This window comes from Streptomyces sp. S6, from assembly GCF_054880855.1.
Genome location: NZ_JBTYMC010000087.1, coordinates 1 through 24,292 on the forward strand (window position 1 = coordinate 1; position 24,292 = coordinate 24,292).

Sequence of the window (24,292 nt, forward strand, 5' to 3'; positions counted from 1 at the left end):
GCGATGGTGATACCGACGGTCTCGGCGGACGCGGGGGCCTCGCCGGCGGCGGCGGTGCCGTACTCGTCAGCGGTCGTGTAGGCGGCGTAACCGGCGATGAGCTTCTCGTTCTCCGTCCTCCAGGAGCCAGACGTAGCCGAGGACGACGCCGCGATGCCGGACGGGCAGGCAGAGGCGGCCCCGGTTGACGCCGGCCTCGGGGGCCGGCGGGATGCGGACGGGGCCGGTCGCGCGGGTGATGCCGAAGCTCTCGAACCAGGCGCGGACGGCGGCGGTCGAGCGCCGGGTGAGGAGGGAGCGCGTGCGGACCGGGTCCAGCGCGGACGCGTCGAGGTCGTCCTCACTGTCGTACACCCCGAACGCGAGCAGCTCGAAATCGCGGCTCTCCAGGGTCGCGGGGGCGCCGAGGAGGTCGGAGATCTCGTCCACGAGGTCCTGATAATCCGGAGTCACCGGGACATTCTGCGCCACCTGGGGCCCCGTTTCATACATCTGTCTGAGATCCCCGGCACGGATGCGTGACACCTGTCGATGGCCCACGATCGGAGAGATCCCTAGGTTCACGGTGACTTGGTGTTCATGTCTGTGGAGGTGCTCGTGCTGGGTCCCGTGATTCTCGCCGCCTCGCGCAGCGACCGGATGCGCCGACTGGTGACGGCCGCCCCGGTGACCAGGCAGGTCGTCGACCGGTTCATCCCCGGAGAGACGGTCGACGACGTCGTCCCGATCGTCCTCGACCTCACCTCCAAGGGGCTGGAGCTGACGCTCGACGTCGTCGGCGAGGACATCACCACCCCCGAGCAGGCGACGGCCGCGCGGGACGCGTACCTGCTGCTGATCGAGCGGCTCGGGGAGCTGGGGCTCGGCGAGAAGGCCGAGGTCTCCGTCAAGCTGTCGATGTTCGGGCAAGCCCTGGAAGGCGGTCACGAGATCGCTTACAGCAACGTCCGCCGCGTCGCCGAGGCCGCCGACGCCATCGGGACGACGGTGACACTGGACGCCGAGGACCACACCACCCTCGACTCGATGCTCGCCATCCACACCGACCTGCGCCGCGACTTCCCCAAGACCGGCTGTGTCCTCCAGGCCTATCTGTTCCGCACCGAGGCCGACGCCCGCCGCCTCGCCGCCGGCGGCAGCCGGGTCCGGCTCGTGAAGGGCGCCTACAAGGAGCCCGCCGAGGTCGCGTACCAGGACAGACACGAGATCGACAAGGCGTACGTCCGCATCCTGCGCGTCCTGATGGACGGCGACTGCTACCCCATGGTCGGCTCCCACGACCCCCGCCTGATCTCCATCGCCCAGGAACTCGCCCACCGCGCCCACCGCAAGCCCGACGAGTACGAGTTCCAGATGCTGTACGGCATCCGCAGCGAGGAACACGTGCGGCTGGCCGCCGAGGGACACCGGATGCGGGTGTACACGGCGTACGGGACGGACTGGTACGGGTACTTCATGCGGCGGCTGGCGGAGAAGCCGGCGAACCTGCGCTTCTTCGCGCGCTCGACGCTCACAAAGCACTGAAACAAGCACGGTCACTCACAAGGGAGTTACTGATGGACGCTGTGACCCAGGTCCCCACCCCCGTCAACGAGCCGGTGCGCGGCTATGCTCCCGGCTCGCCCGAACGGGCCCGGCTGGAAGCCAAGTTGAAGGAGCTGGCGGACAGCCCGATCGACCTGCCGTGCACGATCGGCGGGGAGCGGCGGATGGGTGGCGGGGACGCCTTCGACGTCGTCCAGCCCCACAACCACCGTGCGGTGCTCGGGACTTACCGCAATGCCACCCAGCAGGACGCCCGGGACGCCATCGACGCGGCTCTCGCCGCCGCCCCCGCCTGGCGGGCGATGGCCTTCGACGACCGTGCCGCGATCATCCTGCGTGCCGCCGAACTCCTCGCCGGTCCCTGGCGGGAGACGATCGCCGCCTCCACGATGCTGGGCCAGTCGAAGACCGTCCAGCAGGCCGAGATCGACACGCCCTGCGAACTCGTCGACTTCTGGCGCTTCAACGTCCACTACGCCCGCCAGATCCTCGCCGAGCAGCCCCCGGCGAACTCCCCCGGCGTCTGGAACCGCCTCGACCACCGCCCGCTGGAGGGGTTCGTCTACGCGATCACCCCCTTCAACTTCAGCGCGATCGCAGGCAACTTGCCCACTGCTCCCGCGCTGATGGGCAACGTCGTCGTGTGGAAGCCGTCCCCGACGCAGACCCACGCGGCCGTCCTGCTGATGCGGCTCCTCGAAGAGGCCGGTCTCCCCAAGGGCGTCATCAACCTCGTCACCGGCGACGGCCTCGCCGTCTCCGAAGTCGCCCTGGAGCACCGCGACTTGGCGGGCATCCACTTCACCGGCTCCACCAAGACCTTCCAGTACCTGTGGAAGACGGTCGGCGCCAACATCGAGAAGTACCGCTCGTATCCGCGCCTCGTCGGGGAGACCGGCGGCAAGGACTTCGTCGTCGCCCACCCGAGCGCCGACCGCGCGGTCCTCAAGACGGCGCTGACGCGCGGGGCGTTCGAGTACCAGGGCCAGAAGTGCAGCGCGACCTCCCGCGCCTACATCCCGGCGTCCATCTGGAACGACGGTTTCCGCGAGGAGTTCGCCGCCGAGGTCGACGGCATCACGATGGGCGACGTCACCGACCTGTCCCACTTCATCGGCGCCGTCATCGACGAGCGGGCCTTCGCGAAGAACAAGGCCGCCATCGACCGCGCGCGGCAGGACCCGGCGTGCACGATCGTCGCGGGCGGCACGTACGACGACTCGGTCGGGTACTTCGTCCGCCCGACGGTCGTCGAGTGCAGCGACCCCGCCGACGAGGTGTTCCGCACGGAGTACTTCGGCCCGTTCCTCGCCGTGCACGTCTACGAGGACGACGCGTACGACGCGATGCTGGACCAGATGGAGTCGGTATCGGACTACGCGCTCACCGGCTCCGTCATCGCCGGTGACCGCGCCGCCGCCGCCCACACCATGGCCAGACTCCGGTACGCCGCCGGGAACTTCTACATCAACGACAAGTCCACCGGCGCGGTCGTCGGCCAGCAGCCCTTCGGCGGCGGGCGGGCCTCCGGGACGAACGACAAGGCCGGCGCCCCGCAGAACCTCACGCGGTGGACGCTGACGCGGGCCGTCAAGGAGACCTTGGTCGCGCCGACGGACTACACGTACCCGCACATGGGCTAGCCGTGACGGTTCGGTGGGAAGGCTAGGCGGATGAACGCAGTCCTGTTCGACCTCGGCGACGTCCTCTTCTGCGACCCCTGGGAAACCCTCCTTCTCACCGAACGGACCGGTCTGGCCGACCGGTTGGGCCTGGACCGGGAGCAAGTCGCCGAGACGGGCCGGAAACTCTGGCACCGCTTCAGCCTCCGTGAGACCGACGAGCAGGACTACTGGAGGGCGCTGTCCCGAAGACTGCGTCTGCCCGTCTCCCCTTTCCTGATACGGGAGTTGGAAGAGACCCTGCTCGTCGCCAACCCGGCGGCGGAGACGATGCTCTCCGCCGCCGCGACCCACCGCGTCGGCGTCGTCTCCGACAACACGACGTTCTGGTACGCCAAACAGTCCGCCCGTCTCCGCCTCGACAAGTGGATCGACCCGGACCTCGTCTTCCTCTCCTGCCGCGAGGGTGTCTCCAAAGGCACGGGCCTGTTCGAGCGCGCCGCTCGGCGTCTCGACCCGGCCACCACCCTCGTCGTCGAGAACGGCCCCCGTGATGTCTCCCGGGCCGCCGCGACCGGCTTCCGCACCCTGCCGTACTCCTTCTCGGCCACCTCGGGCGCCGTGCCGGACGGGTTGCTGGACAGCCTCCGGGGCTGACGGCCACTGCGCGTCACCGCAGGTCGGCGGGGGTGCCGTCTCAGATAGTAGGAAGTCCGAGTAATTGTGCAGACAACAGCGGCCGGCGCCCGTAACTTTGTAGGAGCCGAACGTCTCGCTCGACCAAGCGAATGGCGGATGTGAGCCGGGCCCTACGCAGCCACCCCTGCGGCCCGTGAGCTTTCCCGCCCGACCGGCGTCTCGCAACAGCCCCCTTGGTGAAGAAGGAGCCGATCACCCATGGCCGAGACGACCGTCCGCCGCCGAGTCCGCCACGTGTCCCGCACCAGCGAGAACGACCGCAAGAACGCCGCAGCCGCCCTCCAGCGGGCCCTCGACCGCCGGGACAACGGCGGAGAGACGGGCCACTGAGCCACCGGGAGCCGCATCCTGGTAGGCACGGGGTGTCCGCATCGCGGACGCCCCGTGTCACCCTCTGGGACCCGGAGTAGGGTGCCGACATGTCTCGCAGCATCGATCTCGCAGTGATCCCCGGTGACGGCATCGGGCAGGAAGTCGTGGCCGAAGGCCTCAAGATCCTCTCCGCCGTCCTCCCGGAGGACGTCAAGCTGGAGACGACGGAGTACGACTTCGGCGCCAAGCGCTACCACGCCACCGGTGAGACCCTCACCGACGCCGACCTCGCCTCCCTCAAGAACCACGACGCCATCCTGCTGGGCGCGATCGGCGACCCCAGCGTCCCCTCCGGCGTCCTGGAGCGCGGCTTCCTCCTCAAGCTCCGCTTCGCCTTCGACCACCACGTCAACCTGCGTCCGTCGAAGCTGCTCCCCGGCGTGCGGACCCCTCTCGCCGGCGCCCCCGAGATCGACTTCGTCGTCGTCCGCGAGGGCACCGAAGGCCCCTACACGGGCAACGGCGGCACGATCCGCAAGGGCACGCCCCACGAGGTCGCCACCGAGGTCTCCGTCAACACGGCGTTCGGCGTCGAGCGGGTCGTCCGTGACGCGTTCGCCCGTGCGCAGGCGCGTCCGCGCAAGAAGCTCACGCTGGTCCACAAGAACAACGTGCTGACCTTCGCCGGGCACCTGTGGACGAACATCTTCAACCAGGTTGCGACCGAGTTCCCCGAGGTCACCACCGACTACATCCACGTCGACGCGGCGACGATCTACCTGGTCACCGACCCCGCCCGGTTCGACGTGATCGTCACCGACAACCTCTTCGGCGACATCATCACCGACCTCGCCGCGGCCGTCTCCGGTGGCATCGGCGTCGCCGCCAGCGGGAACATCAACCCGTCCGGCGAGTTCCCGTCGATGTTCGAGCCCGTCCACGGCTCCGCCCCCGACATCGCCGGCCAGGGCAAGGCCGACCCCACCGCCACGGTCCTGTCCGTCGCCCTCCTCCTGCGCCACCTCGGCTACGACGCCGAGGCGACCCGCGTCGAGCAGGCGGTCACCGCCGACCTCACGGAACGCGGAGACCTCCCGGCCCGGTCCACCACCGAGATCGGCGACGCCCTCGTCGTACGCGTAGCCGAGTAGGCCCGCACGCTCCAGAAGCCGCCGGGTCGCAGACCGCACCCGGCGGCTTCCGCCATGTCCCGCCGGGTGTCACCATCAATCCCGGCCGCATTCACCCCGTTTCCTCCCACGGAGTGCTCCGCGCGATAATCGAACGCGGAGCCGCGATATACGGGAGAGCAGGACGACGGTGTGCGCGGCCGTCACTACAACCGGTGAAGGACAACCACTCATGACGACGCCCACGATCGAGCTCAAGCCGTCCGCCAGCCCGCTGGCCGCCGCCGACCGCGAGGCCATCCTCAAGAACCCCGGCTTCGGCCGCCACTTCACCGACCACATGGTGACGATCAAGTGGACCGAGGGCCGAGGCTGGCACGACGCGCAGCTCGTCCCGTACGGCCCGATCTCCATCGACCCCTCCACGGCCGTCCTCCACTACGGCCAGGAGATCTTCGAGGGACTCAAGGCGTACCGCCAGGCGGACGGCTCCGTCGCCGTCTTCCGCCCCGAGGCCAACGCGCGCCGCTTCCGCAACTCCGCGCGCCGCATGGCCATGGCCGAACTCCCCGAGGACCTCTTCATCGCCGCCCTCGACGCGCTCCTCGCACAGGACGCGGACTGGGTCCCGGCACACGGCGGCGAGGAGTCGCTGTACCTGCGCCCCTTCATGTTCGCCACGGAGGCCGCGCTCGGCGTCCACCCGGCCAACGAGTACCTCTTCATGCTCATCGCCTCCCCCTCCGGCGCCTACTTCGAGGGCGGCGTCAAGCCGGTCAAGATCTGGATCGCCGAGGACCTCTTCCGCGCGGTCCCCGGCGGCACGGGCGACGCGAAGACGGGCGGCAACTACGCCGCGTCCCTCCTGCCCCAGGCCGAAGCCGCCGCCCAGGGCTGCGCCCAGGTCGTCTACCTGGACGCCGTCACCCGCACCAAGGTGGAGGAGTCCGGCTCGATGAACGTCGCCTTCGTCTACGGCGACCGCATCGTCACCCCCGAACTGACCGGCTCCATCCTCGAAGGCATCACCCGCGACTCCCTCCTCCAGGTCGCCCGGGACCTCGGCTACACCGCCGAGGAAGGCGTCATCACCCTCGACCAGTGGCGCGAGGACGCCCGGTCCGGCGCCCTCACCGAAGTCTTCGCCTGCGGCACCGCAGCCGTCGTCACCCCCATCGGCTCCGCCAAGACGAAGACGACCGAATGGACCCACGGCGACGGCACCCCGGGCCCGGTCACCCTCCGCCTCCGCGAAGCCCTGCTGGGCATCCAGCGGGGAGTGGTCGAGGACACGCACGGCTGGATGCACAAGATCGAGGGCTGAGCCGGGAAAGGGGGGCGGGTGGTCGCTTTTGTCTTTAGGGGCGCGGGGAACTGCGCGATCAACCACGATGTACCCGCACCCGCCCCCTCAGCGCAGCCAGGCAGACGAGTAGGCGCACCCGCCCCTCCTTCCGCATTCTGAGACACCCCCCAAACCCACCCCCAACCCATGCAACACTGCGGTGTGCTCTCGTTCGCCACGATTATTGGCATCAAGCGCGCCGGACCCTGCTGAAGCCACGCAGTGCCCCGCGCAGACCTCTCGCATCCCGCGAGGGGTCTTTTCGTTTTCCAGGAGCATCAGGAGCCCCCAACCATGACCGACGACTCGTTCCACGTCTTCGACACCACCCTCCGAGACGGCGCCCAACGCGAGGGCATCAACCTCACCGTCGCTGACAAGCTGGCCATCGCCCGCCACCTGGACGACTTCGGCGTCGGCTTCATCGAGGGCGGCTGGCCGGGAGCGAACCCCAGGGACACGGAGTTCTTCGCGCGAGCCCAGCAGGAGATCACGTTCAAGCACGCGCAGCTCGTCGCGTTCGGCGCCACCCGCCGCGCGAACGGGAAGGCGTCCGAGGACCCCCAGGTCAAGGCCCTCCTGGACTCGGGCGCCCCGGTCGTCACCCTCGTCGCGAAGTCCCACGACCGCCACGTGGAACTCGCCCTGCGCACGACGCTCGACGAGAACCTGGAGATGGTCCGGGACACCGTCGCCCACCTGACCGCCCAGGGCCGCCGCGTCTTCGTGGACTGCGAACACTTCTTCGACGGCTACCGCGCGAACCCCGAGTACGCGAAGGCCGTCGTCCGCGCCGCGAGCGACGCGGGCGCCGACGTCGTCATCCTCTGCGACACCAACGGCGGCATGCTCCCCGCCCAGATCCAGGCCGTCGTCACGACGGTCCTCGCGGACACCGGCGCCCGCCTCGGCATCCACGCCCAGGACGACACCGGCTGCGCGGTCGCCAACACCCTCGCCGCCGTCGACGCGGGCGCCACGCACGTCCAGTGCACGGCGAACGGCTACGGCGAGCGCGTCGGGAACGCCAACCTCTTCCCCGTCGTCGCCGCCCTGGAACTCAAGTACGGCAAGCAGGTCCTCCCCGAGGGCAAGCTCCGCGAGATGACGAGGATCTCGCACGCGATCGCCGAGGTCGTCAACCTCACCCCCTCCACGCACCAGCCCTACGTCGGCGTCTCGGCGTTCGCCCACAAGGCGGGCCTGCACGCCTCCGCGATCAAGGTCGACCCCGACCTCTACCAGCACACGGACCCGGCGCTCGTCGGCAACCACATGCGGATGCTGGTCTCCGACATGGCGGGCCGCGCCTCCGTCGAGCTCAAGGGCAAGGAACTCGGCGTCGACCTCGGCGGCGACCGCGAACTCGTCGGCCGGGTCGTGGACCGCGTCAAGGAACGCGAACTGAAGGGCTACACCTACGAAGCGGCCGACGCCAGCTTCGAGCTGCTCCTGCGCGCCGAGGTCAAGGGCAGCGCCCTGCGCTACTTCCAGGTCGAGTCCTGGCGGGCGATCGTCGAGGACCGCCCCGACGGCAGCCACGCGAACGAGGCGACCGTCAAACTCTGGGCCAAGGGCGAGCGGATCGTCGCCACGGCCGAGGGCAACGGCCCCGTCAACGCCCTGGACCGGGCCCTGCGCGTCGCCCTGGAGAAGATCTACCCCCAGCTCGCCAAGCTGGAGCTGGTCGACTACAAGGTCCGCATCCTGGAGGGCGTCCACGGCACCCAGTCCACCACCCGTGTCCTCATCTCCACGACCGACGGCACCGGCGAATGGCAGACCGTCGGCGTCGCGGCCAACGTCATCGCCGCGTCCTGGCAGGCACTGGAGGACGCGTACACGTACGGGCTGCTGCGCGCGGGGGTCACGCCGGCGGAGTAGCGGCCACGACGACCGGCTCCCCGAACGAGGCGCACGCCCGACCCCGGCGCGACCCCGCTTCGGCCCACAAGGCCCTCGCCCCGGCCCCACAAGGGCCCACACCGACGCCACCCCTCCGGCCACCCACCCCCTTTGTCCGATATTCGGGTAGCGTCGATGGCATGAAGGTCAAAGCCGCCGTCCTCCTGGTGCTGGCCTCGGCGGTCCTGATCCTGCTCCCCGCGACCGCCCCGCCGGCGAGGTCGGCCACGGCCACGAGCCTGACGACCATCGCGCAGGCACTCAGGCAGAACCCGGTCTACGTGGACCCGGCGGCAAGGGACCAGCTCCCGGAGCCGGAGGCCAAGGCGCTGGCGGACCGGATCAAGAACGCCGACAGACCCCTGTTCGTGGCGGTCCTCCCGGCCGACTACCCCACCGGGTCCCTCTTCCAGAACCTCCGCACGGCCACCGGCGTCACCGGCCTCTACGCGATCCGCCTCGGCACCCGCTTCGACGCGAGGGCGGACTCCCGGGTCCTGCCGGGCACGGCGGTCCGCAACCTCGTCCAGAGCGTCGCGGCGACCACCGCGGCCCCCACCCAGCTCACCGACTTCACCACCAGAGCCCTCACGAACATGCGAGGCAGGGCCCCCGCGACCTGGGGCTCCCCGGACGACGGCGGTGTCTCGACGACCGCTCTGGTCACCTCCGGCGCGGTCCTCGCGGCGGCCGGCGCCGGCGGCTACCTCCTCGTCCGCCGCACCCGCCGCCGCAAGGCGCAGGAACAGCAGGCCGCCCTGGCCCGCCTGCGCGTCGTCGTCGACGAGGACATCACCGCCTTCGGCGAGGAACTGGACCGCCTGGACTTCCACCCGGCGGAGAACGGCGCGGACGACGCGATGCGCGCCGACTACGAACGCGCGCTGGACGCCTACGACACGGCGAAGTCGTCGATGGCGGCTGTGACGCGCCCCGACGACGTCCGGGCGGTCACCCAGGCGCTGGAGGACGGCCGTTTCTCGCTGGCCCAGCTCGCGGCCCGCCGGGAGGGCCGCCCCCTCCCGGAACGCCGCCCGCCCTGCTTCTTCGACCCCCGCCACGGCCCCTCGACGACGGACGCGACCTGGACCCCGCCGGGCGGCTCACCTCGCCAGGTCCCGGTCTGCGCGGCCGACGCGACCCGCCTCGCGGACGGCCGCGATCCGGTGATCCGGGAGGTGGACAGCGACTACGGCCGCCGCCCGTACTGGGAGGCGGGCCCGGCGTACGGCCCCTGGGCGGGCGGCTACTTCGGCGGCGGCATCCTCCCCGGCCTGCTCGTCGGCACGATGCTGGGCGGGCTGCTGACGACCCCGTCGTACGCGTCGGACTACGGCACGGACTACGGCACGGACTACGGCGGGCCGGGCCAACAGGGCTACGACGGCGGCGACTTCTCCGGCTCCGACTTCGACCCCGGTGACTTCGGGGGTGGGTTCGGAGACGGGGGCGGTGATGTGGGGGGTGGGGGAGGGGACTTCGGCGGGGGCTTCTAGCGCCGGTGCACGCGAAAGCCCCCAGGAACCCGTCCTCGGATCCCTGGGGGCCCTCGAAACCTCAGAGCGTCCGCGCCGCCGAGGCGATCGCCGACGCGAAGGTGGACACCTCGGAGTACACGCCGGGCGAGTTGCGCCGGGCGCAGCCGTCGCCCCAGCTCACGATGCCGACCTGGATCCACGCGTTGTTCGCGTCACGGCGGAACATGGGGCCACCGGAGTCACCCTGGCAGGTGTCGACACCGCCCGCGGCGTACCCGGCGCAGATCTCCTCGCTGGCGACCAGGCCGCTGTAGTCACCGCCGTACGAGCGGCAGGTCGCGTCGGAGATGAACGGCACCTGCGCCTTCAGCATGTACCGCTGCTGGGCCCCGCCCTCGGTGGCCGCACCCCACCCGGCGACGGTGAACGTCCCCGTGTTGAACGTCGTGTTGGTCGCGATCGGCAGCGTCGCGAGGCCCGTGATCGGGGACGCGAGCTTGATCAGCGCCCAGTCCTTGCCGGTGCCGTTGTAGCCGGGCGCGCGGTAGACGTAGGTCGAACGCACCTGCTGGCGGCCGGAGGTGGACTGGAGGTCCACGACACCGGCGGTCGCCGTGATGCTCGTGTTCGCGCCGGTCCCGTCCACGCAGTGCGCGGCGGTCAGCACGATCTGGGACGTGTACAGGGCGCCGCCGCAGCCCATGGACAGCCGCACCATGAACGGGAACTCACCCTGCGCGGCGCGGGTTCCGCCGACGACGGGCGCGGGGGCCGCCGTCGCCGTGGAGAGCGGCTGGAGGCTGACGACCGCGAGGGTGACGGCTGCGGCGGCGATACATCTCTTGGCCAGTGTGACGAGCTTCTTCACCGTTGTTGTTGCCTTCCGTGAGGGGGGAGTTGGGGCTTGACGGACCTGCAACGGGTGCCGATCTGTGGCGTGTGCACGACAAAGATCTTCCGGTGAAGTATGAGAAAACGGTAAGGGCTCGCGCAAGGAGTGGAATTGAGCCGAGAGCGGGGTGCGCTTCAAGCCAACGCCCCCCAATGTGCCACCCCCGCAAAATGGCTTGACCTCCCCCTGTCCCGCCACGGCACCCTGTCACCCATGCGTATCCGATCTGCTGCCGCCGATGAGAACGACCTCTTCATCACGACCATGCACAAGGCGTTCGGCCTCTTCCCGGAGACCCCCGCGCAGGACGGCGGCGGAGTCTGGTGGGCGGCCAACGAGCCGGACCGCAACCTGTTCGCCGTGACGGACGACGGCAAGCCGATCGGCACGGCAAGCGCGTACACCTTCGAACTCACCCTCCCCGGCGAGACGTTGCTCCCCACCTCGGGCGTCACCGCCGTCGGCGTCCTCCCCTCGCACCGCCGCCGGGGCGCCCTCACGGCGCTGATGCGCCACCAGCTCACGGAGATCCGCGACCGAGGCGAGGCCCTCGCCGTCCTCCTCTGCTCGGAGGCCCTGATCTACCGCAGGTTCGGCTACGGCCCGGCGACCTACACCCAGCACCTGACGGTCCCGCGCCACAGGTCGGCCTTCGCGAGCCCGCACCGGGCGACGGGCACGATCGAGGTCCTGCGCCGGGACGACTGCGTCGACCTCATGGAAGAGGTCTACGACAAGTACCGCCGCCACCAGCCCGGCGCCGTCTCCCGCCCCCACCGGTGGTGGGCCATGCGAGGCGGCCAGCCCCCGATCGCCCCGGCCCCCCGCTACATCGCCGTCCACCACGACGCGGACGGCACCCCCGACGGCTACGCCGGCTACTCCCGGGAGGGCGGCACGCTGACGGTCGACGAGACGATCACCGCCGACGACCACGTCTTCACGGCCCTCGTCCGCTACGCCCTCGACCACGACCTCGTCGAGAAGGCCGTCATCAGGCACCTCCCCCTCGACCACCCCCTCCGCTGGCAGTTCGCGGACTTCCGCGCCGCCGAGTCGGGCAGCCCCATGGACGACTGGCTCTGGGTCCGCATCCTCGACGTCCCCCGCGCCCTCACCGCACGCGGCTGGTTCACCGACGGTGAGCTGGTGCTCGACGTGGAGGACGGGTTCCTGGGGGAGGGAGGCCGCTGGCTGCTGACCGTCACCGACGGGAAGGCCGAGTGCGTGACGACGGACCGGGCGCCCGATCTCTCCCTGGACATCAGCGACTTGGGCTCGGTCTACCTCGGCGGCACCGCCCCGAGCACGCTCGTCCGCGCCGGCCGCGTCCAGGCCCACCACCCCGACGCGGCCCGCCGCGCGGACGCCCTGTTCCGAACCGACCGCCTTCCGCACTGCCTGCACTGGTTCTAGCCCCCCCTCTCCAACGACCCCCTCCCCGACCTACGCCTCCTTGGCGAACCCGATCAGCCTCTCGAAGTCGATCGCGCCCGGATCGCCATGCGTGTTGTGACACAGCAGCCCGCCCGCGACGTACGTCCGCGTACTCGTCGACAGCGACGCGACGGGCTGCTCCCCGACGTGCTCGACACCAAGGACGGCGGTGTCGTCCGAGCCGGCGACAGGGGTGCCCTGCCAGCCGCTTGCCGGGCGCGTGCGCAGGACGCGGTGGCGGAAGGGGGCGAGTTCCTTGCTGGGGACCCAACTGAGGCGGCCGTCCTCGCGGACCAGCCAGGGGTGGTCGTAGGAGGCGGTGATCTCGCCGTCGTCGGTGGTGATCCGGCAGGACTCCTTCACGCCGGGTTCGTTGCGGGTGACGGTGCCGGGGAGGTACCGGCGGTCGCCGGACTCGTCGAACGACAGGATCTCGTCGCCCACTTGGAGATCGCCGGCGCGCTGCCAGGTGAGGTCGGCGCGCAGGACCGGGGTGTCGGGGTGGACGCAGTTCTCGGGGACGTGCATGTGGCCGCAGACACCCCGGAAGCCGTTCCAGCGGTCGAAACTCATGCGCTGGCCGCCCTTGTTGCCGGCGGAGGCGGGGTAGGCGGGCCACAGGGCGGGGCCCTTGAGGGGGACGCCGTGCTGGTGGTTCATCCAGGAGAGAAAGCGGGCGACCTCGCGCAGCGCCCAGTCGGGGGCCTGCGGCCAGTAGATGTGCGGGGTGCTGTTGCCCTTCCACTTGGCGTGGAGGTCGGGATCACAGGTGCCGACCAGCTCGACCTGGCACACGTTCAGCGTGTTCGTCTGCACCCCGCCCGGCAGGTTCACCAGGGCCCGGGAGGAGACGTCGATCTGGAAGTGCTGGTACCAGCGGAGCTTCTGCGCCGCCAGATCGGGCAGCGCCGTGAGGTTGGGGGCGACGGCGCCGCCCTGGTAGTCGGGGAGGTTACGGCCCTCCGTCGTGTGCAGCACGACGACGTTGACCTCCATGCGGTCGCCGCCGTACTTCGTCTGGTACCAGTGGCCGCGGTCCGCGCCGGGGTAGATCTGTGGGCCTGACATCGTGCTCAACGCGCCTCCCGGAGCCGTGTTTCCGAGCCTGGGTGATGCCCGGAATACGGACGGGAAGTCCTAGTTGGTTCCGATTGCCAGGAATAGACAGAAACTGCCCCGGGGGGCCGTCGGAATGATCAATTCTGGACTCTTCCTGATCAGCCGTTCTGATCAGCTCCCCCTGGTCAGCTCCCCTGATCAGCCCTTCTTGATCGCCGAGATGTCGAAGTTCAGCTTGATCTTGTCGGACACCAGCACCCCGCCGGTCTCCAGCGCCGCGTTCCAGGTGATCCCCCAGTCCGAGCGGAGGATCTCCGCCTTGCCCTCGAACCCGACGCGCTCGTTGCCGAACGGGTCCTTCGCGGCGCCGTTGAACTCCAGGTCGATACTGACCGGCCGGGTCGTGCCGAGGATCGACAGGTCGCCGGTGACGCGGTAGTCGTCCCCACCGAGGGACTCCGCCTTCGTCGAGCGGAACGTCATCGTCGGGAACTCCTCCGTCCTGAAGAAGTCCGCGCTCTTCAGGTGCCCGTCGCGGTCGGCGGAGCCGGTGTCGATGCTGGCCATCACGATGTCGATGGACGCCGTGGACGCGGCGGGGTCCGAGCCGTCGAGGTGCAGTTCCCCGCTGAACTCGTCGAACTTGCCCTTCACGTTCGTCACCATCGCGTGCCGCGCGGTGAAGCCGAGCGTCGAGTGCGCCGGGTCGATCGTGTAGTCGCCGGTGAGGGCGGCCAGGTCCGCGCCCGTCGCCGCGGCCTCGGGAGCGTCGTCCTGCTTGCGGCCGAAGATACCCATCAGATCCTCCATCCAACTTCCTTACGGTGACGACGACGCTACTCTCGGTCGCTGAAGATCGCCTCAAGAGAGGGGATAGGCTCGGGCGTATCACCCCGCCGACCGCGCCCGTGTGACCCGCGTCTCATGTCCGACCTTTGTGGGCCCCCTACAACGCGGAGCCCCTCTGAGCAGTCGGAAGGCCTGCACCCGCCCCCGCTTATGTTCAGGGGTACCAGGAAAACGGGCCGGAGACTGTACGGAGTCGACGTCCCGCAATCCTTGGAGCGCTTCGTAAGGTCGCTACATGACCGTTTTGGAAGAAGCGACGGGTGAGCCGACCGACGCCCGGGGCCGCGTGGCCGAGCTGCACGAGATCCGTGCGAGCGCGATCGCCGGTCCGAGCGAGAAGGCGACCGAGGCGCAGCACGCCAAGGGCAAGCTGACCGCCCGCGAGCGCATCGAGCTGCTCCTCGACCCCGGTTCCTTCCAGGAGGTCGAGCAACTGCGCCGGCACCGCGCGGTCGGCTTCGGCCTGGAGGCCAAGAAGCCCTACACCGACGGCGTCATCACCGGCTGGGGCACCGTCGAGGGTCGCACGGTCTTCGTCTACGCCCACGACTTCCGCATCTTCGGCGGCGCCCTCGGCGAGGCCCACGCCACGAAGATCCACAAGATCATGGACATGGCCATCGCGGCCGGTGCTCCCCTGGTCTCCCTGAACGACGGCGCCGGCGCCCGCATCCAGGAGGGCGTCTCCGCGCTCGCCGGGTACGGCGGCATCTTCCAGCGCAACACCAAGGCGTCCGGCGTCATCCCGCAGATCAGCGTGATGCTCGGCCCCTGTGCGGGCGGCGCGGCCTACAGCCCCGCCCTCACCGACTTCGTCTTCATGGTCCGCGAGACCTCCCAGATGTTCATCACCGGCCCGGACGTCGTCAAGGCGGTCACCGGCGAGGAGATCACCCAGAACGGCCTCGGCGGCGCCGACGTCCACGCGGAGACCTCCGGCGTCTGCCACTTCGCGTACGACGACGAGGAGACCTGCATCGCGGAGGTCCGCTACCTCCTGTCGATGCTCCCGCAGAACAACCGCGAGAACCCCCCGCACACCGAGTCCACGGACCCGGCGGACCGCCGCTCGGACGTCCTGCTCGACCTCGTCCCGGCCGACGGCAACCGGCCGTACGACATGACCAAGGTCATCGAGGAGATCGTCGACGACGGCGACTACGTCGAGATCCACGAGCGCTGGGCCCGCAACATCATCTGTGCCCTCGCCCGCCTCGACGGCCAGGTCGTCGGCATCGTCGCGAACCAGCCGCAGACCCTCGCCGGTGTCCTCGACATCGAGGCGTCCGAAAAAGCTGCGCGCTTCGTCCAGATGTGCGACGCTTTCAACATCCCGATCGTTACTTTTCTGGACGTACCGGGCTTCCTCCCCGGTGTCGACCAGGAACACGGCGGCATCATCCGCCACGGCGCGAAGCTCCTGTACGCGTACTGCAACGCGACGGTCCCGCGTATCTCCCTCATCCTGCGCAAGGCCTACGGCGGTGCCTACATCGTCATGGACAGCCAGTCCATCGGCGCGGACCTCACCTACGCCTGGCCCACCAACGAGATCGCCGTCATGGGCGCGGAAGGTGCGGCCAACGTCATCTTCCGCCGCCAGATCGCCGGCGCCGAGGACCCCGAGGCCATGCGGGCGCGCATGGTCAAGGAGTACAAGTCCGAGCTCATGCACCCGTACTACGCGGCCGAGCGCGGCCTGGTGGACGACGTGATCGACCCCGCGGAGACCCGCGAGGTCCTCATCAAGTCCCTCCACATGCTCCAGTCCAAGCACGCCGACCTGCCGTCCCGCAAGCACGGCAACCCCCCGCAGTAACCCTGCGGAAACCTCTCTCACGGAGACTGAGCCTTATGACCACCGCAGACATCCGCGTCGAAAAGGGCAACGCCGCCCCCGAGGAAGTCGCCGCGATCACGGCGATCCTGCTGGCCCGAGCTGCCGCCCGGCCTGCCGAGACCCCTTCTCACCGAGGCCGTGTGCGGGCTGGCTGGCGGCGGCTGGAGCGCGAGAACGGGTTTCGGGCGCCGCATAGTTGGCGTTGAGTTGTTTTTAGCGGACCTCGACTTCCACACCTGGGAAGTCGAGGTCAGCCGTGTTTTCGGGGAGGGTGCAGTGGAAGAGGTCGAGATGGCGGAGGTTCGGGGGGAAGCACTCGCTCCGTAGCCAAGTCCGTCCTGCTGAGGCTCACTTCGAGTGTTTTCAGTCTCGGCGGTAAGCGGTGTGAGGTCGGGCGAGTCCTGGAGGCGGCGCAACTCCAACTTGGTGAGGGGCGGTAGTTCGGCAACCGCATGCCACTGTGCTGTGTCGGAGCCGCTGCACAGCCTCCGCCGCACTTTCCCCACCCCCCCCCGGAACTCCCGCGCCAGATACGGCTCCAGCCGGTCGTACACGGCCCCGGCACCCGTGCCTCCACCAACTCCTGAAGCGGCATCACAGGCCCCCCAAGCCAAGCCTGAGCCGCCACCCTCCCCACAGCCGCCCCCAACTCCATAGCGGCGTCTTCAGAGTTCACCAAAGCCCCAACATAACCCCTCGCAGGCAAAACAAGAACGGCCCCCATCTCCCCACAAGGAAGACAAGGGCCGCAACCGAAACAGCGAAAGACCTACCGCAGCCGAGCCATCAACGCGTGCTCGACCAACGTGATCAACGCCGACTTCGCATCGGACCGATGCCGCGCGTCAGTCGTGATGATCGGCGTGTCCGGCCCGATCTGCAACGCCTCCCGCACCTCGTCCGGCGAGTACGGCTGATTCCCGTCGAACCCGTTCAGCGCGATGACGAACGGCAGCCCACTGTTCTCGAAGTAGTCGACGGCCGGGAAGCAGTCGGCGAGACGCCGCGTGTCGACGAGGACGATCGCCCCGATCGCCCCCCGCACCAGGTCGTCCCACATGAACCAGAAGCGGTCCTGACCGGGCGTACCGAACAGGTACAGGATCAGGTCCTGGTCGAGCGTGATACGGCCGAAGTCCATGGCGACGGTCGTCGTCGTCTTGTCCCCCGTGTGGGTGAGGTCGTCGATGCCCGCGGAAGCGGACGTCATGACGGCCTCGGTACGCAGCGGATTGATCTCCGAGACAGCACCAACGAACGTGGTCTTCCCCACGCCGAACCCGCCCGCCACCACAATCTTTGCGGAGGTGGTGGAGCGGGAAGGACCGCCGCTAGAGCTTGCGAAGTCCACTGAGCACCCTTTCGAGCAGTGTCACGTCTGGCTGGCCTCCGGCGTTCTCGTCGCCGCCGGGCTGATGGATGGCGACCAGGCCCGCCTCCGCCAAGTCGGCGACGAGAATCCTGGCCACGCCGAGAGGGATGGTCAGCAGGGCGGAGATCTCCGCCACCGACTTGATCTCGCGGCACAGGTTGCAGATCCGCTGATGCTCGGGCAACTGGCCCTGCATCTGGTGCGGTTGTGCGGTGGTGTGCACCAGCGCCTCGATGGCGAGCTGGTAGCGCGGGCGCGTCCGGCCGCCGGTCATGGCGTACGGACGCACCAAGGGGTTGTTCGAGGAGCCGGCGGGCGACGGCTCGGGACCGCGGCGCTGCGGCGGCTGCACCGGCTGGATGCGCGGCGCGGCGGGCTGGTCGTACGGAGAGGGGCCGGGGCCCTGCGGGGCGTACGGCTGCCGTGGCTGGCTCGGTGCGGAGGGGAAGTTGTAGCGGTTCGGGTTCTGAGCGCTTTCGCCGTGGCCGGGGCCGTACGACCAATCGCCCGGATGGGAACCGCCTGGGGGTGTTGCCACTTTCTCTCCTCCTCCGACTGTGCCGGGCTCCAGCACCATGTGTGGAGCCGCGTCCCGAAACCCTACGGCCTCGGGACGTCAATACGCACCGTCCGATTGCTAGTTGAGCAGGCTCCCCTGGAGCTCCGCGCGAAGGTCGGGCGTCAGGACCGAACCGGCACGGTCCACCAGGAGGGCCATTTCGTACCCGATGAGGCCGATGTCCGCCTCCGGGTGGGCGAGAACGGCGAGTGAGGAACCGTCGGATACGGACATGATGAAGAGGAATCCCCTCTCCATCTCCACGACCGTCTGGTTCACGGCGCCCCCCTCGAAGATCCGGGAGGCGCCCGCGGTGAGGGACGTCAGACCGGAGGCGACGGCCGCGAGCTGGTCGGCGCGATCGCGGGGGAAACCTTCGGACATCGCCAGAAGAAGGCCGTCGGCGGAGACCACCACCGTGTGGGACACCCCCGGGGTGTTGTCCACGAAGTTGGTGATCAACCAGTTCAGGTTCTGCGCCGCCTGGCTCATCGGGCTCACACTAACGCTCCTGGTTGTAGGTGCTGTCAGGGCTGAAGCCCTGGCCGTTCGTTTCACTGCCTGCACTGCGCCCGCGCTGGACACCCCGACGCAGGTTGCTCAGCCTGCCTCGGACGTCCTCCGGGGCACGGGAGATCTGTGGACCTCCCTGAGGGGTGGCTTCCGCGGCGCCCTCGACCAGGTTGGCCTTGGGCACCCGCCGCGGCAGGCCGGAGGAGGTGACCCCGCCCGCCTTGGGCTTGCGCAACTGCGAAGCCTGCTGCCAGCGTTCGTCGTTCGCCGAACGCCAGGAGCCGTCACCGCCGAGTTCGTCCGTCGCTGCCGGGGCCGGCGTCTCCTGCCGCTGCGTGGGCTGCGCAGCGGGCGCGGTGCCGTTCGCCTCACCGATGCCGAGGCCGCCGCGGCGCGGAAGCCCGGCGTCGGTCAGTGAGGGGGCGGCGGCGGAGGGGGCCGGTCCCGGACGGTCGAAGCCTACGTGGTCCGCCTCGGCCGCGTCAGCGACCTGCGCGGATTCCGTTTCGGGAGCGTACTGGTCCTGATAGCCGTTGCGGTAGTCGCCCTGCTGCGGCCAGTCGTCCTGGTAGGACGGCTCCTCGAAGGCCGGGAACCCGTTCGACGCGGCGGGAGCGTGCTCTTCGGCGACGGGCTCCGGGTATCCGGCGCCCGGCTGCTGCTGCGGCGTGAAGTACGGCTCGTCGTACGACGCCTGCTGTGCGCCCTCGTACGGTGCCTGCGCCCCGTAGGGGGACTGGGGAGCCTGGGACTGGTCCACGAAGCCCGTGGCGGCCCCGTCGAAGCTGTTCTGCGGGGATTCGTAAGGCAGTTGAGGAGTCTGCTGGGGGGCTTGCGGAGATTCCGTGAAGGGGTCGCCGTACAGCGGCGTCTCCTGCGTCGCCTGCGGACCCGTCTGCTGACCGGCCTGCTGGCCGCCGAAGGGCGCGTCCGGGTGCGGTGCCTCCAGCGCGGCCCGCCGTTCGTCACGGGTCAGCGAGCGGCCCACCGGGTCCAGGTCCCGGATGTCGTCCGGCACCTGGTAGCGGGTGTCGTCGAAGCCCAGCTCCGCCGCCGTCCGCAACTGCTGCTGAGGCTGGCCGAAGCCCTCGGCGGGGTTGCCGAACTGCTGCTCCGGCATGATCTGCGAGACCGTGAACTGGTCCTGCTCCGGCTGCTGTTCGCCACCGCCACCGTGGGTGATCGCGTCCGGCAGCATGACCAGCGACGTCGTCCCGGCCTGCTCGCCCGAGGGGCGCAGCTGGACGCGGATGCCGTGCCGGTCGGAGAGGCGGCCGACCACGAACAGGCCCATGCGCTGCGAGATCGCGGCGTCCACGGTCGGCGGGTTGGCCAGCTTGTGGTTGATGTCCGCGAAGTCCTCGGCGGTCAGGCCGATGCCCTTGTCGTGGATCTCGATCATGACCCGGCCGTCGGGGAGCCGGGTGGCGGTCACGCGGACCTTGGTCTGCGGGGAGGAGAACGTCGTCGCGTTCTCCAGGAGCTCGGCCAGCAGGTGCACGAGGTCGGTGACCGCGCGGCCGTGGATCTCGGCCTCCGGCACCCCGGACAGCTCGATGCGCTCGTACTGCTCCACCTCGGAGGAGGCGGCGCGCAGCACGTCGACCAGCGGGACCGGCTGGTCCCAGCGGCGGCCCGGCTCCTCGCCGGCGAGGACCAGGAGGTTCTCGCCGTTGCGGCGCATACGGGTCGCCAGGTGGTCCAGGCGGAAGAGGTTCTCCAGCTGGTCCGGGTCGGCCTCGTTGTTCTCCAGGTCGGTGATCAGGGTCAACTGGCCCTCGATCAGCGACTGGTTGCGGCGCGAGAGGTTCGTGAAGATCGCGTTGATGTTGCCCCGCAGCAGCGCCTGCTCGGCGGCGAGGCGGACGGCCTCGCGGTGCACCTGGTCGAAGGCGCGGGCGACCTCGCCGATCTCGTCCGTCGTGTTGATCGGGATCGGCGCGACCCGCGTGTCCACCCGGCCCGGGTCGGTCCGCGAGAGCTGGTCGACCAGCATCGGCAGCCGCTGCTCGGCGATCCCGAAGGCCGCGTTGCGCAGCTGACGCATCGACCGGGACATCTGCCGGGCGACGGCACTGGCGAGGATGAACGCCAGCAGCAGGGCGACGACGACGGCCGCACCCGTGATGTAGGCGTCGCGCTGGGCGCTGGAGGCGATGTCCGAGGCCTCGTTCACCGCGGTGTCCGAGAGGCCCGACTCGATCTTGCGGTACGCGTCGAACTTGAGGGTCGTCATGGCCCACCAGTTCTCGGCGGTGACGCCCTGCTGGGCGAGGGTCGCGCGCTCACTGGCGTCCGTCGACTGGATCGAGGCGATCGCGGTGAGGAACTGCACCGGGTCGGTCGGCGGGGCGACGTAGTCCGGGTTCTTCGCCTTCTGCTCGGTGAGCATCTTCGCGGCGTCGACCTGGATCTGCTTCTGCGCCGCCGTCAGCTTCGCGATGTCCTCGGCGGTGCCACCGCTCTGGTACTCCTGGGTCGCGATGTTCTCCAGGTACGCGTACGACGTGAGGGCGACCCGCTGCTGGGACAGGCTCGTCTGGCTGGTGCCCGGCTTGATCAGCAGGTGCATGCCGATCGAGCGCTGGAGGGAGAGCGCGCCCTGGCCGAGGGCGAGGGCGTAGACGGTACGGCCGTAGGAGGTGATGTTGCCGGTGCCGAGACCGAGTTCGTTGGAGAACTCCAGGAGCTTGTGCTCGACCTCGACGTACCCCTCCTCCGTCTTCACGCCGGTCAGCTTGGAGGTGTAGGCGGCGGCGCGGAGCGTCTGGAGCTGGGGCTCGACCTTGCGGAAGCCCTCAAGACGCCGGACCAGGTTGGGCCGGTTCGGCATGCCCTGCGCGGCGGTGTCGAAGTCGTCGGACGCCTTGTCGGTGGCCTTGCGGGCGGCGACCACCGTCGGGTCGTTCTCGCCCTTGCCCTGGAGCAGCGGGGCGGCGGTGACGTCGCGCTCGACGAGGAGGGCGTTGCTGTAGGTGAGGGCGGCGCGCACCAGCTTCGCGGTGTTCTCCGCGTCCTCGGCCTCCTGCCAGGTGTTGATCGAGCTCCGCACCTGGAAGCCGCCCATCACGAGGCCGACCACCACGGGTATGAGCAGGATCGCGTTCAGCCTGGTCGGCACCCGCCAGTTGCGGGGGGAGAGCCGGCCGCCGCTCTTCGGAGGCGCGGACTGCGGCTCGGATCCAGGGACAGGGGCGGTCGCCGCTCCGCGCGGCGGCGGGGTGAAGTTGCCCCGGGCCTCAGGCTCGGGACTTTTCTTGCTTCGCCTCACTCGACCAACAACCTCTCGGCGGCAGTGTCTCAACGCCCAGCCAGCCATCGACGGCGTCCGTAGCTGGGTCCGTAGCTAGTTACGTCATTGACTATTGGGCAGTTCAGGCATTCCAGCATGGCGAACAGTGCTCTTCCAAACAGTGAGAAGAGCCGATTACGTGTGATGTAAAGCGCTCATAAAACGGTCATACAGAGAGAGGCCCGGCAAAAGACGGGGCCGCCATGCGCGCAGCGGTACCGCACGACCGCGACGCGTGTCGGTACCACCCGATTCCTCTGCCGAAACGTTATGAACACCGAAGCCGACCGTGTCAAAGGCCACAGTCGGCTCGGGTTCAGCTTACGGCAACTGCCCTCTGGCAGTGCCCACTTGATCGTCTACCGCAGGCGGGCCATCAGCGCGTGCTCGACCAGCGTGATCAGCGCCGACTTCGCGTCGGCCCGGTGCCGCGCGTCGGTCGTGATGATCGGGGTGTCCGGCCCGATCTGGAGCGCCTCGCGCACCTCGTCCGGCGAGTAGGGCTGGCTCCCGTCGAAGCCGTTGAGGGCGATGACGAACGGCAGCCCGCTGTTCTCGAAGTAGTCGACGGCCGGGAAGCAGTCCGCGAGCCGGCGGGTGTCGACGAGGACGATCGCACCGATCGCCCCGCGCACCAGGTCGTCCCACATGAACCAGAACCGGTCCTGGCCCGGCGTACCGAACAGGTAGAGGATCAGGTCCTGGTCGAGCGTGATACGCCCGAAGTCCATCGCCACCGTGGTGGTGGTCTTGTCCCCCGTGTGGGTCAGGTCGTCGATCCCCGCCGAAGCGGACGTCATCACGGCCTCGGTACGCAGCGGGTTGATCTCGGAGACGGCGCCCACGAACGTGGTCTTGCCCACGCCGAAGCCGCCCGCCACCACGATCTTCGCGGAGGTTGTGGCCCTACCCCCGTCAGAGCTTGCGAAGTCCACTGAGCACCCTTTCGAGCAGCGTCACGTCCGGAGCGCCACCGTTGTTCTCGTCGCCGCCCGGCTGGTGGATCGCCACCAGACCGGCCTCGGCGAGGTCCGCGACCAGGATCCGCGCCACCCCCAGCGGCATGGCCAGCAGGGCCGACACCTCGGCCACCGACTTGACCTCGCGGCACAGGTGGCAGATCCGCTGGTGCTCGGGGAGCAGTCCCATGAGCGCCACCGGGTCGGCCGTCGTGCTGATCAGCGCCTCGATGGCGAGCTGATAGCGCGGCCGGGTCCGGCCCCCGGTCATGGCGTAGGGACGCACCAGCGGCTGGTCACCCTCGTCCGCGTACGGGTCCGCGTACGGATCATGATGGGCGGTGGGCGGGGTCATGAGTCCTCCGGGCGGGACAGGCAATTCGGCAAGTCATGGGCTCGTGCCGTCCCTGGTGGCCGGGTGGGGAGTTTGTGCCGACCGGACGGTGATTTGGTGAGGTGGGTGGTGCGGCGGCCGTCTAGTGAAGAAGACTGCCTTGCAGTTCGGCTCGGAGATCGGGCGTGAGCACGGCGCCCGCGCGGTCCACGAGCAGCGCCATCTCGTAGCCGACGAGGCCGATGTCGCACTCCGGGTGGGCGAGGACGGCGAGCGAGGATCCGTCGGAGACCGACATGAGGAAGAGGAAGCCGCGCTCCATCTCCACCACGGTCTGCGCGACGCTGCCGCCCTCGAAGATCCGGGACGCACCCGCCGTCAGCGAGGTCAGCCCGGAGGCCACCGCCGCCAACTGGTCGGCACGGTCCCGGGGGAAGCCCTCGGACATCGCCAGCAGGAGACCGTCCGCGGACACCACCACCGTGTGCGAGACGCCCGGTGTGTTGTCCACGAAGTTGGTGATCAACCAGTTCAGGTTCTGTGCCGCCTGGCTCATCTGACTCAACTAACGCTCCTGCTGGTGAGTGGGGCTCGGGAAGCTGTCTGTCTGTCCGCCCCCGGCCTGCCGGCCCTGAGCGATGCCCCGACGGAGGTTGGTCAGCCGGCCACGCACGTCGTCGGGCGCGCGCGAGACCTGCGGACCCGCTTGATGCTGTTGCTGCTGTGCCGTGCCCGGAACGAGGTTCGCCCGGGGCACCCGGCGCGGCAGACCGGACGTCGTGATCCCGCCCGAAGCGGGCTGACGCACCTTCTCGGCCTGCCGGACCAGATCGTCGTTGGGTGTGGCCCGCCAAGAAGAGGAGGACGACGACGCCGGCGCGGCGGCCGGACGCTGCGGGGCCGAGGGGGCGGGCGCCGGCGCGGACGCCTGCGGCTGCTGCGGCACACTCGGCACCGGAGCACCCTGAGCCTGACCACCCTGCTGGCCTTGCTGGCCCTGCTGGTGGAACCAGTTGGTCTCCAGCGTGTCGTACAGCGGAGTACGGCCGTCCCCGGGACCCGCCGGCGGCAGCGCCTCCGGCTCGGGGCGCTGCGGCGGCGCGGCGTACCCGTTCGCACGGGCCCCGGGCAGCGCGTGCTGACCGGTCGC

General features: G+C 69.6%; 22 protein-coding genes and 2 pseudogenes. 11 read left to right on the forward strand and 13 right to left on the reverse strand.

Annotated elements, in window-relative coordinates; all coding sequences use genetic code 11:
- Positions 1-155 (reverse strand): LxmA leader domain family RiPP (locus ACVNF4_RS14920; protein WP_461803295.1); only part of this gene is annotated, 155 nt, incomplete at its 3' end.
- Positions 88-492, reverse strand: a pseudogene (locus ACVNF4_RS14925) (PucR family transcriptional regulator); the annotation flags it as partial. The pseudogene ACVNF4_RS14925 and the gene ACVNF4_RS14920, both read right to left, overlap by 68 nt.
- Before the next feature lie 105 nt (positions 493-597).
- Between ACVNF4_RS14925 and ACVNF4_RS14930 the strand changes: the two are divergent.
- The 8 genes from ACVNF4_RS14930 to ACVNF4_RS14965 all read left to right on the forward strand — a co-directional run bounded on the left by ACVNF4_RS14930 (position 598) and on the right by ACVNF4_RS14965 (position 10,054).
- Entirely contained in the window at positions 598-1,524 is a 927-nt protein-coding gene (locus tag ACVNF4_RS14930; protein ID WP_461803296.1) for a proline dehydrogenase family protein, read from the forward strand.
- Between the two features lie 32 nt (positions 1,525-1,556).
- Positions 1,557-3,188, forward strand: coding sequence for an L-glutamate gamma-semialdehyde dehydrogenase (gene pruA, locus ACVNF4_RS14935; RefSeq protein ID WP_461803282.1), 1,632 nt, complete (start codon positions 1,557-1,559; stop codon positions 3,186-3,188).
- Positions 3,189-3,218: 30 nt separating this feature from the next.
- A complete protein-coding gene (locus ACVNF4_RS14940) occupies positions 3,219-3,824 on the forward strand; it encodes an HAD family hydrolase (RefSeq protein WP_461803283.1) in 606 nt (201 codons plus the stop codon).
- 240 nt (positions 3,825-4,064) lie between these two features.
- Positions 4,065-4,196: a hypothetical protein gene (locus ACVNF4_RS14945; RefSeq protein ID WP_010356915.1), complete on the forward strand. Its 132-nt coding sequence runs from the start codon at positions 4,065-4,067 to the stop codon at positions 4,194-4,196.
- An 89-nt stretch (positions 4,197-4,285) separates the two neighbouring features.
- Positions 4,286-5,329, forward strand: a complete 1,044-nt coding sequence (locus ACVNF4_RS14950; RefSeq protein ID WP_461803284.1) for a 3-isopropylmalate dehydrogenase — start codon at positions 4,286-4,288, stop codon at positions 5,327-5,329.
- Positions 5,330-5,540: 211 nt separating this feature from the next.
- Complete coding sequence (locus ACVNF4_RS14955; protein ID WP_461803285.1) at positions 5,541-6,632, forward strand: branched-chain amino acid aminotransferase; 1,092 nt, start codon at positions 5,541-5,543, stop codon at positions 6,630-6,632.
- Positions 6,633-6,947: 315 nt separating this feature from the next.
- Complete coding sequence (gene cimA / locus ACVNF4_RS14960; protein ID WP_461803286.1) at positions 6,948-8,537, forward strand: citramalate synthase; 1,590 nt, start codon at positions 6,948-6,950, stop codon at positions 8,535-8,537.
- 161 nt (positions 8,538-8,698) lie between these two features.
- Entirely contained in the window at positions 8,699-10,054 is a 1,356-nt protein-coding gene (locus ACVNF4_RS14965; protein ID WP_461803287.1) for a hypothetical protein, read from the forward strand.
- 61 nt (positions 10,055-10,115) lie between these two features.
- Here the strand turns inward: ACVNF4_RS14965 and ACVNF4_RS14970 are convergent, their stop codons facing one another.
- The gene (locus tag ACVNF4_RS14970; protein ID WP_461803288.1) at positions 10,116-10,904 is read right to left on the reverse strand and encodes a S1 family peptidase; all 789 of its coding nucleotides are present in this window, start codon (positions 10,902-10,904) and stop codon (positions 10,116-10,118) included.
- 237 nt (positions 10,905-11,141) lie between these two features.
- On the opposite strand from ACVNF4_RS14970, the gene ACVNF4_RS14975 reads away from it, so the two are divergent.
- Positions 11,142-12,344 carry a GNAT family N-acetyltransferase gene (locus tag ACVNF4_RS14975; RefSeq protein WP_461803289.1) on the forward strand — a complete coding sequence of 401 codons (1,203 nt, stop codon included), beginning with the start codon at positions 11,142-11,144 and terminating at the stop codon, positions 12,342-12,344.
- Between the two features lie 30 nt (positions 12,345-12,374).
- Here ACVNF4_RS14975 and ACVNF4_RS14980 read toward each other — a convergent pair whose 3' ends face one another.
- Together ACVNF4_RS14980 and ACVNF4_RS14985 are read right to left on the reverse strand one after the other, a co-directional pair.
- The gene (locus ACVNF4_RS14980) at positions 12,375-13,433 is read right to left on the reverse strand and encodes a Hint domain-containing protein (RefSeq protein WP_461803297.1); all 1,059 of its coding nucleotides are present in this window, start codon (positions 13,431-13,433) and stop codon (positions 12,375-12,377) included.
- A 189-nt stretch (positions 13,434-13,622) separates the two neighbouring features.
- Positions 13,623-14,222 carry a YceI family protein gene (locus ACVNF4_RS14985; protein ID WP_461803298.1) on the reverse strand — a complete coding sequence of 200 codons (600 nt, stop codon included), beginning with the start codon at positions 14,220-14,222 and terminating at the stop codon, positions 13,623-13,625.
- 286 nt (positions 14,223-14,508) lie between these two features.
- Between ACVNF4_RS14985 and ACVNF4_RS14990 the strand changes: the two genes are divergently transcribed.
- Positions 14,509-16,092 carry an acyl-CoA carboxylase subunit beta gene (locus ACVNF4_RS14990; RefSeq protein ID WP_461803290.1) on the forward strand — a complete coding sequence of 528 codons (1,584 nt, stop codon included), beginning with the start codon at positions 14,509-14,511 and terminating at the stop codon, positions 16,090-16,092.
- A gap of 35 nt (positions 16,093-16,127) precedes the next feature.
- Entirely contained in the window at positions 16,128-16,319 is a 192-nt protein-coding gene (locus ACVNF4_RS14995; protein WP_461803291.1) for an acyl-CoA carboxylase subunit epsilon, read from the forward strand.
- A gap of 563 nt (positions 16,320-16,882) precedes the next feature.
- Here the strand turns inward: ACVNF4_RS14995 and ACVNF4_RS15000 are convergent.
- The 8 genes and pseudogenes from ACVNF4_RS15000 to ACVNF4_RS15035 form a co-directional block, all read right to left on the reverse strand.
- On the reverse strand, positions 16,883-17,464 hold the full coding sequence (locus ACVNF4_RS15000) for a GTP-binding protein (RefSeq protein ID WP_388949972.1): 582 nt from the start codon (positions 17,462-17,464) through the stop codon (positions 16,883-16,885).
- Positions 17,445-18,023 carry a DUF742 domain-containing protein gene (locus tag ACVNF4_RS15005; RefSeq protein WP_461803292.1) on the reverse strand — a complete coding sequence of 193 codons (579 nt, stop codon included), beginning with the start codon at positions 18,021-18,023 and terminating at the stop codon, positions 17,445-17,447. The genes ACVNF4_RS15000 and ACVNF4_RS15005 overlap by 20 nt, the downstream gene beginning before the upstream one ends.
- 99 nt (positions 18,024-18,122) lie before the next feature.
- A complete protein-coding gene (locus tag ACVNF4_RS15010) occupies positions 18,123-18,536 on the reverse strand; it encodes a roadblock/LC7 domain-containing protein (RefSeq protein WP_007384910.1) in 414 nt (137 codons plus the stop codon).
- A gap of 10 nt (positions 18,537-18,546) precedes the next feature.
- Positions 18,547-21,828 (reverse strand): nitrate- and nitrite sensing domain-containing protein, encoded by a 3,282-nt coding sequence (locus ACVNF4_RS15015; protein WP_461803293.1) that lies wholly within the window; start codon positions 21,826-21,828, stop codon positions 18,547-18,549.
- A 380-nt stretch (positions 21,829-22,208) separates the two neighbouring features.
- Entirely contained in the window at positions 22,209-22,784 is a 576-nt protein-coding gene (locus ACVNF4_RS15020) for a GTP-binding protein (protein WP_010354691.1), read from the reverse strand.
- On the reverse strand, positions 22,765-23,163 hold the full coding sequence (locus ACVNF4_RS15025) for a DUF742 domain-containing protein (protein ID WP_461803294.1): 399 nt from the start codon (positions 23,161-23,163) through the stop codon (positions 22,765-22,767). Before ACVNF4_RS15025 ends, ACVNF4_RS15020 begins: the two co-directional genes overlap by 20 nt.
- A 121-nt stretch (positions 23,164-23,284) precedes the next feature.
- Positions 23,285-23,698 (reverse strand): roadblock/LC7 domain-containing protein, encoded by a 414-nt coding sequence (locus tag ACVNF4_RS15030; protein WP_003993189.1) that lies wholly within the window; start codon positions 23,696-23,698, stop codon positions 23,285-23,287.
- 9 nt (positions 23,699-23,707) lie between these two features.
- Positions 23,708-24,292: pseudogene (locus tag ACVNF4_RS15035) on the reverse strand (nitrate- and nitrite sensing domain-containing protein); the annotation flags it as partial.

Bases quoted from the DNA above. Each gene is read 5' to 3' on its own strand.
- ACVNF4_RS14980 (WP_461803297.1), bottom strand. From the start codon at position 13,433: ATGTCAGGCCCACAGATCTACCCCGGCGCGGACCGCGGCCACTGGTAC.
- ACVNF4_RS14965 (WP_461803287.1), top strand. From the start codon at position 8,699: ATGAAGGTCAAAGCCGCCGTCCTCCTGGTGCTGGCCTCGGCGGTCCTG.
- ACVNF4_RS14940 (WP_461803283.1), top strand. From the start codon at position 3,219: ATGAACGCAGTCCTGTTCGACCTCGGCGACGTCCTCTTCTGCGACCCC.
- ACVNF4_RS14950 (WP_461803284.1), top strand. From the start codon at position 4,286: ATGTCTCGCAGCATCGATCTCGCAGTGATCCCCGGTGACGGCATCGGG.
- ACVNF4_RS14985 (WP_461803298.1), bottom strand. From the start codon at position 14,222: ATGGGTATCTTCGGCCGCAAGCAGGACGACGCTCCCGAGGCCGCGGCG.
- pruA (WP_461803282.1), top strand. From the start codon at position 1,557: ATGGACGCTGTGACCCAGGTCCCCACCCCCGTCAACGAGCCGGTGCGC.
- ACVNF4_RS15030 (WP_003993189.1), bottom strand. From the start codon at position 23,698: ATGAGCCAGGCGGCACAGAACCTGAACTGGTTGATCACCAACTTCGTG.
- ACVNF4_RS14975 (WP_461803289.1), top strand. From the start codon at position 11,142: ATGCGTATCCGATCTGCTGCCGCCGATGAGAACGACCTCTTCATCACG.
- ACVNF4_RS15025 (WP_461803294.1), bottom strand. From the start codon at position 23,163: ATGACCCCGCCCACCGCCCATCATGATCCGTACGCGGACCCGTACGCG.
- ACVNF4_RS14955 (WP_461803285.1), top strand. From the start codon at position 5,541: ATGACGACGCCCACGATCGAGCTCAAGCCGTCCGCCAGCCCGCTGGCC.
- ACVNF4_RS14990 (WP_461803290.1), top strand. From the start codon at position 14,509: ATGACCGTTTTGGAAGAAGCGACGGGTGAGCCGACCGACGCCCGGGGC.
- ACVNF4_RS14945 (WP_010356915.1), top strand. From the start codon at position 4,065: ATGGCCGAGACGACCGTCCGCCGCCGAGTCCGCCACGTGTCCCGCACC.
- ACVNF4_RS15010 (WP_007384910.1), bottom strand. From the start codon at position 18,536: ATGAGCCAGGCGGCGCAGAACCTGAACTGGTTGATCACCAACTTCGTG.
- ACVNF4_RS14995 (WP_461803291.1), top strand. From the start codon at position 16,128: ATGACCACCGCAGACATCCGCGTCGAAAAGGGCAACGCCGCCCCCGAG.
- cimA (WP_461803286.1), top strand. From the start codon at position 6,948: ATGACCGACGACTCGTTCCACGTCTTCGACACCACCCTCCGAGACGGC.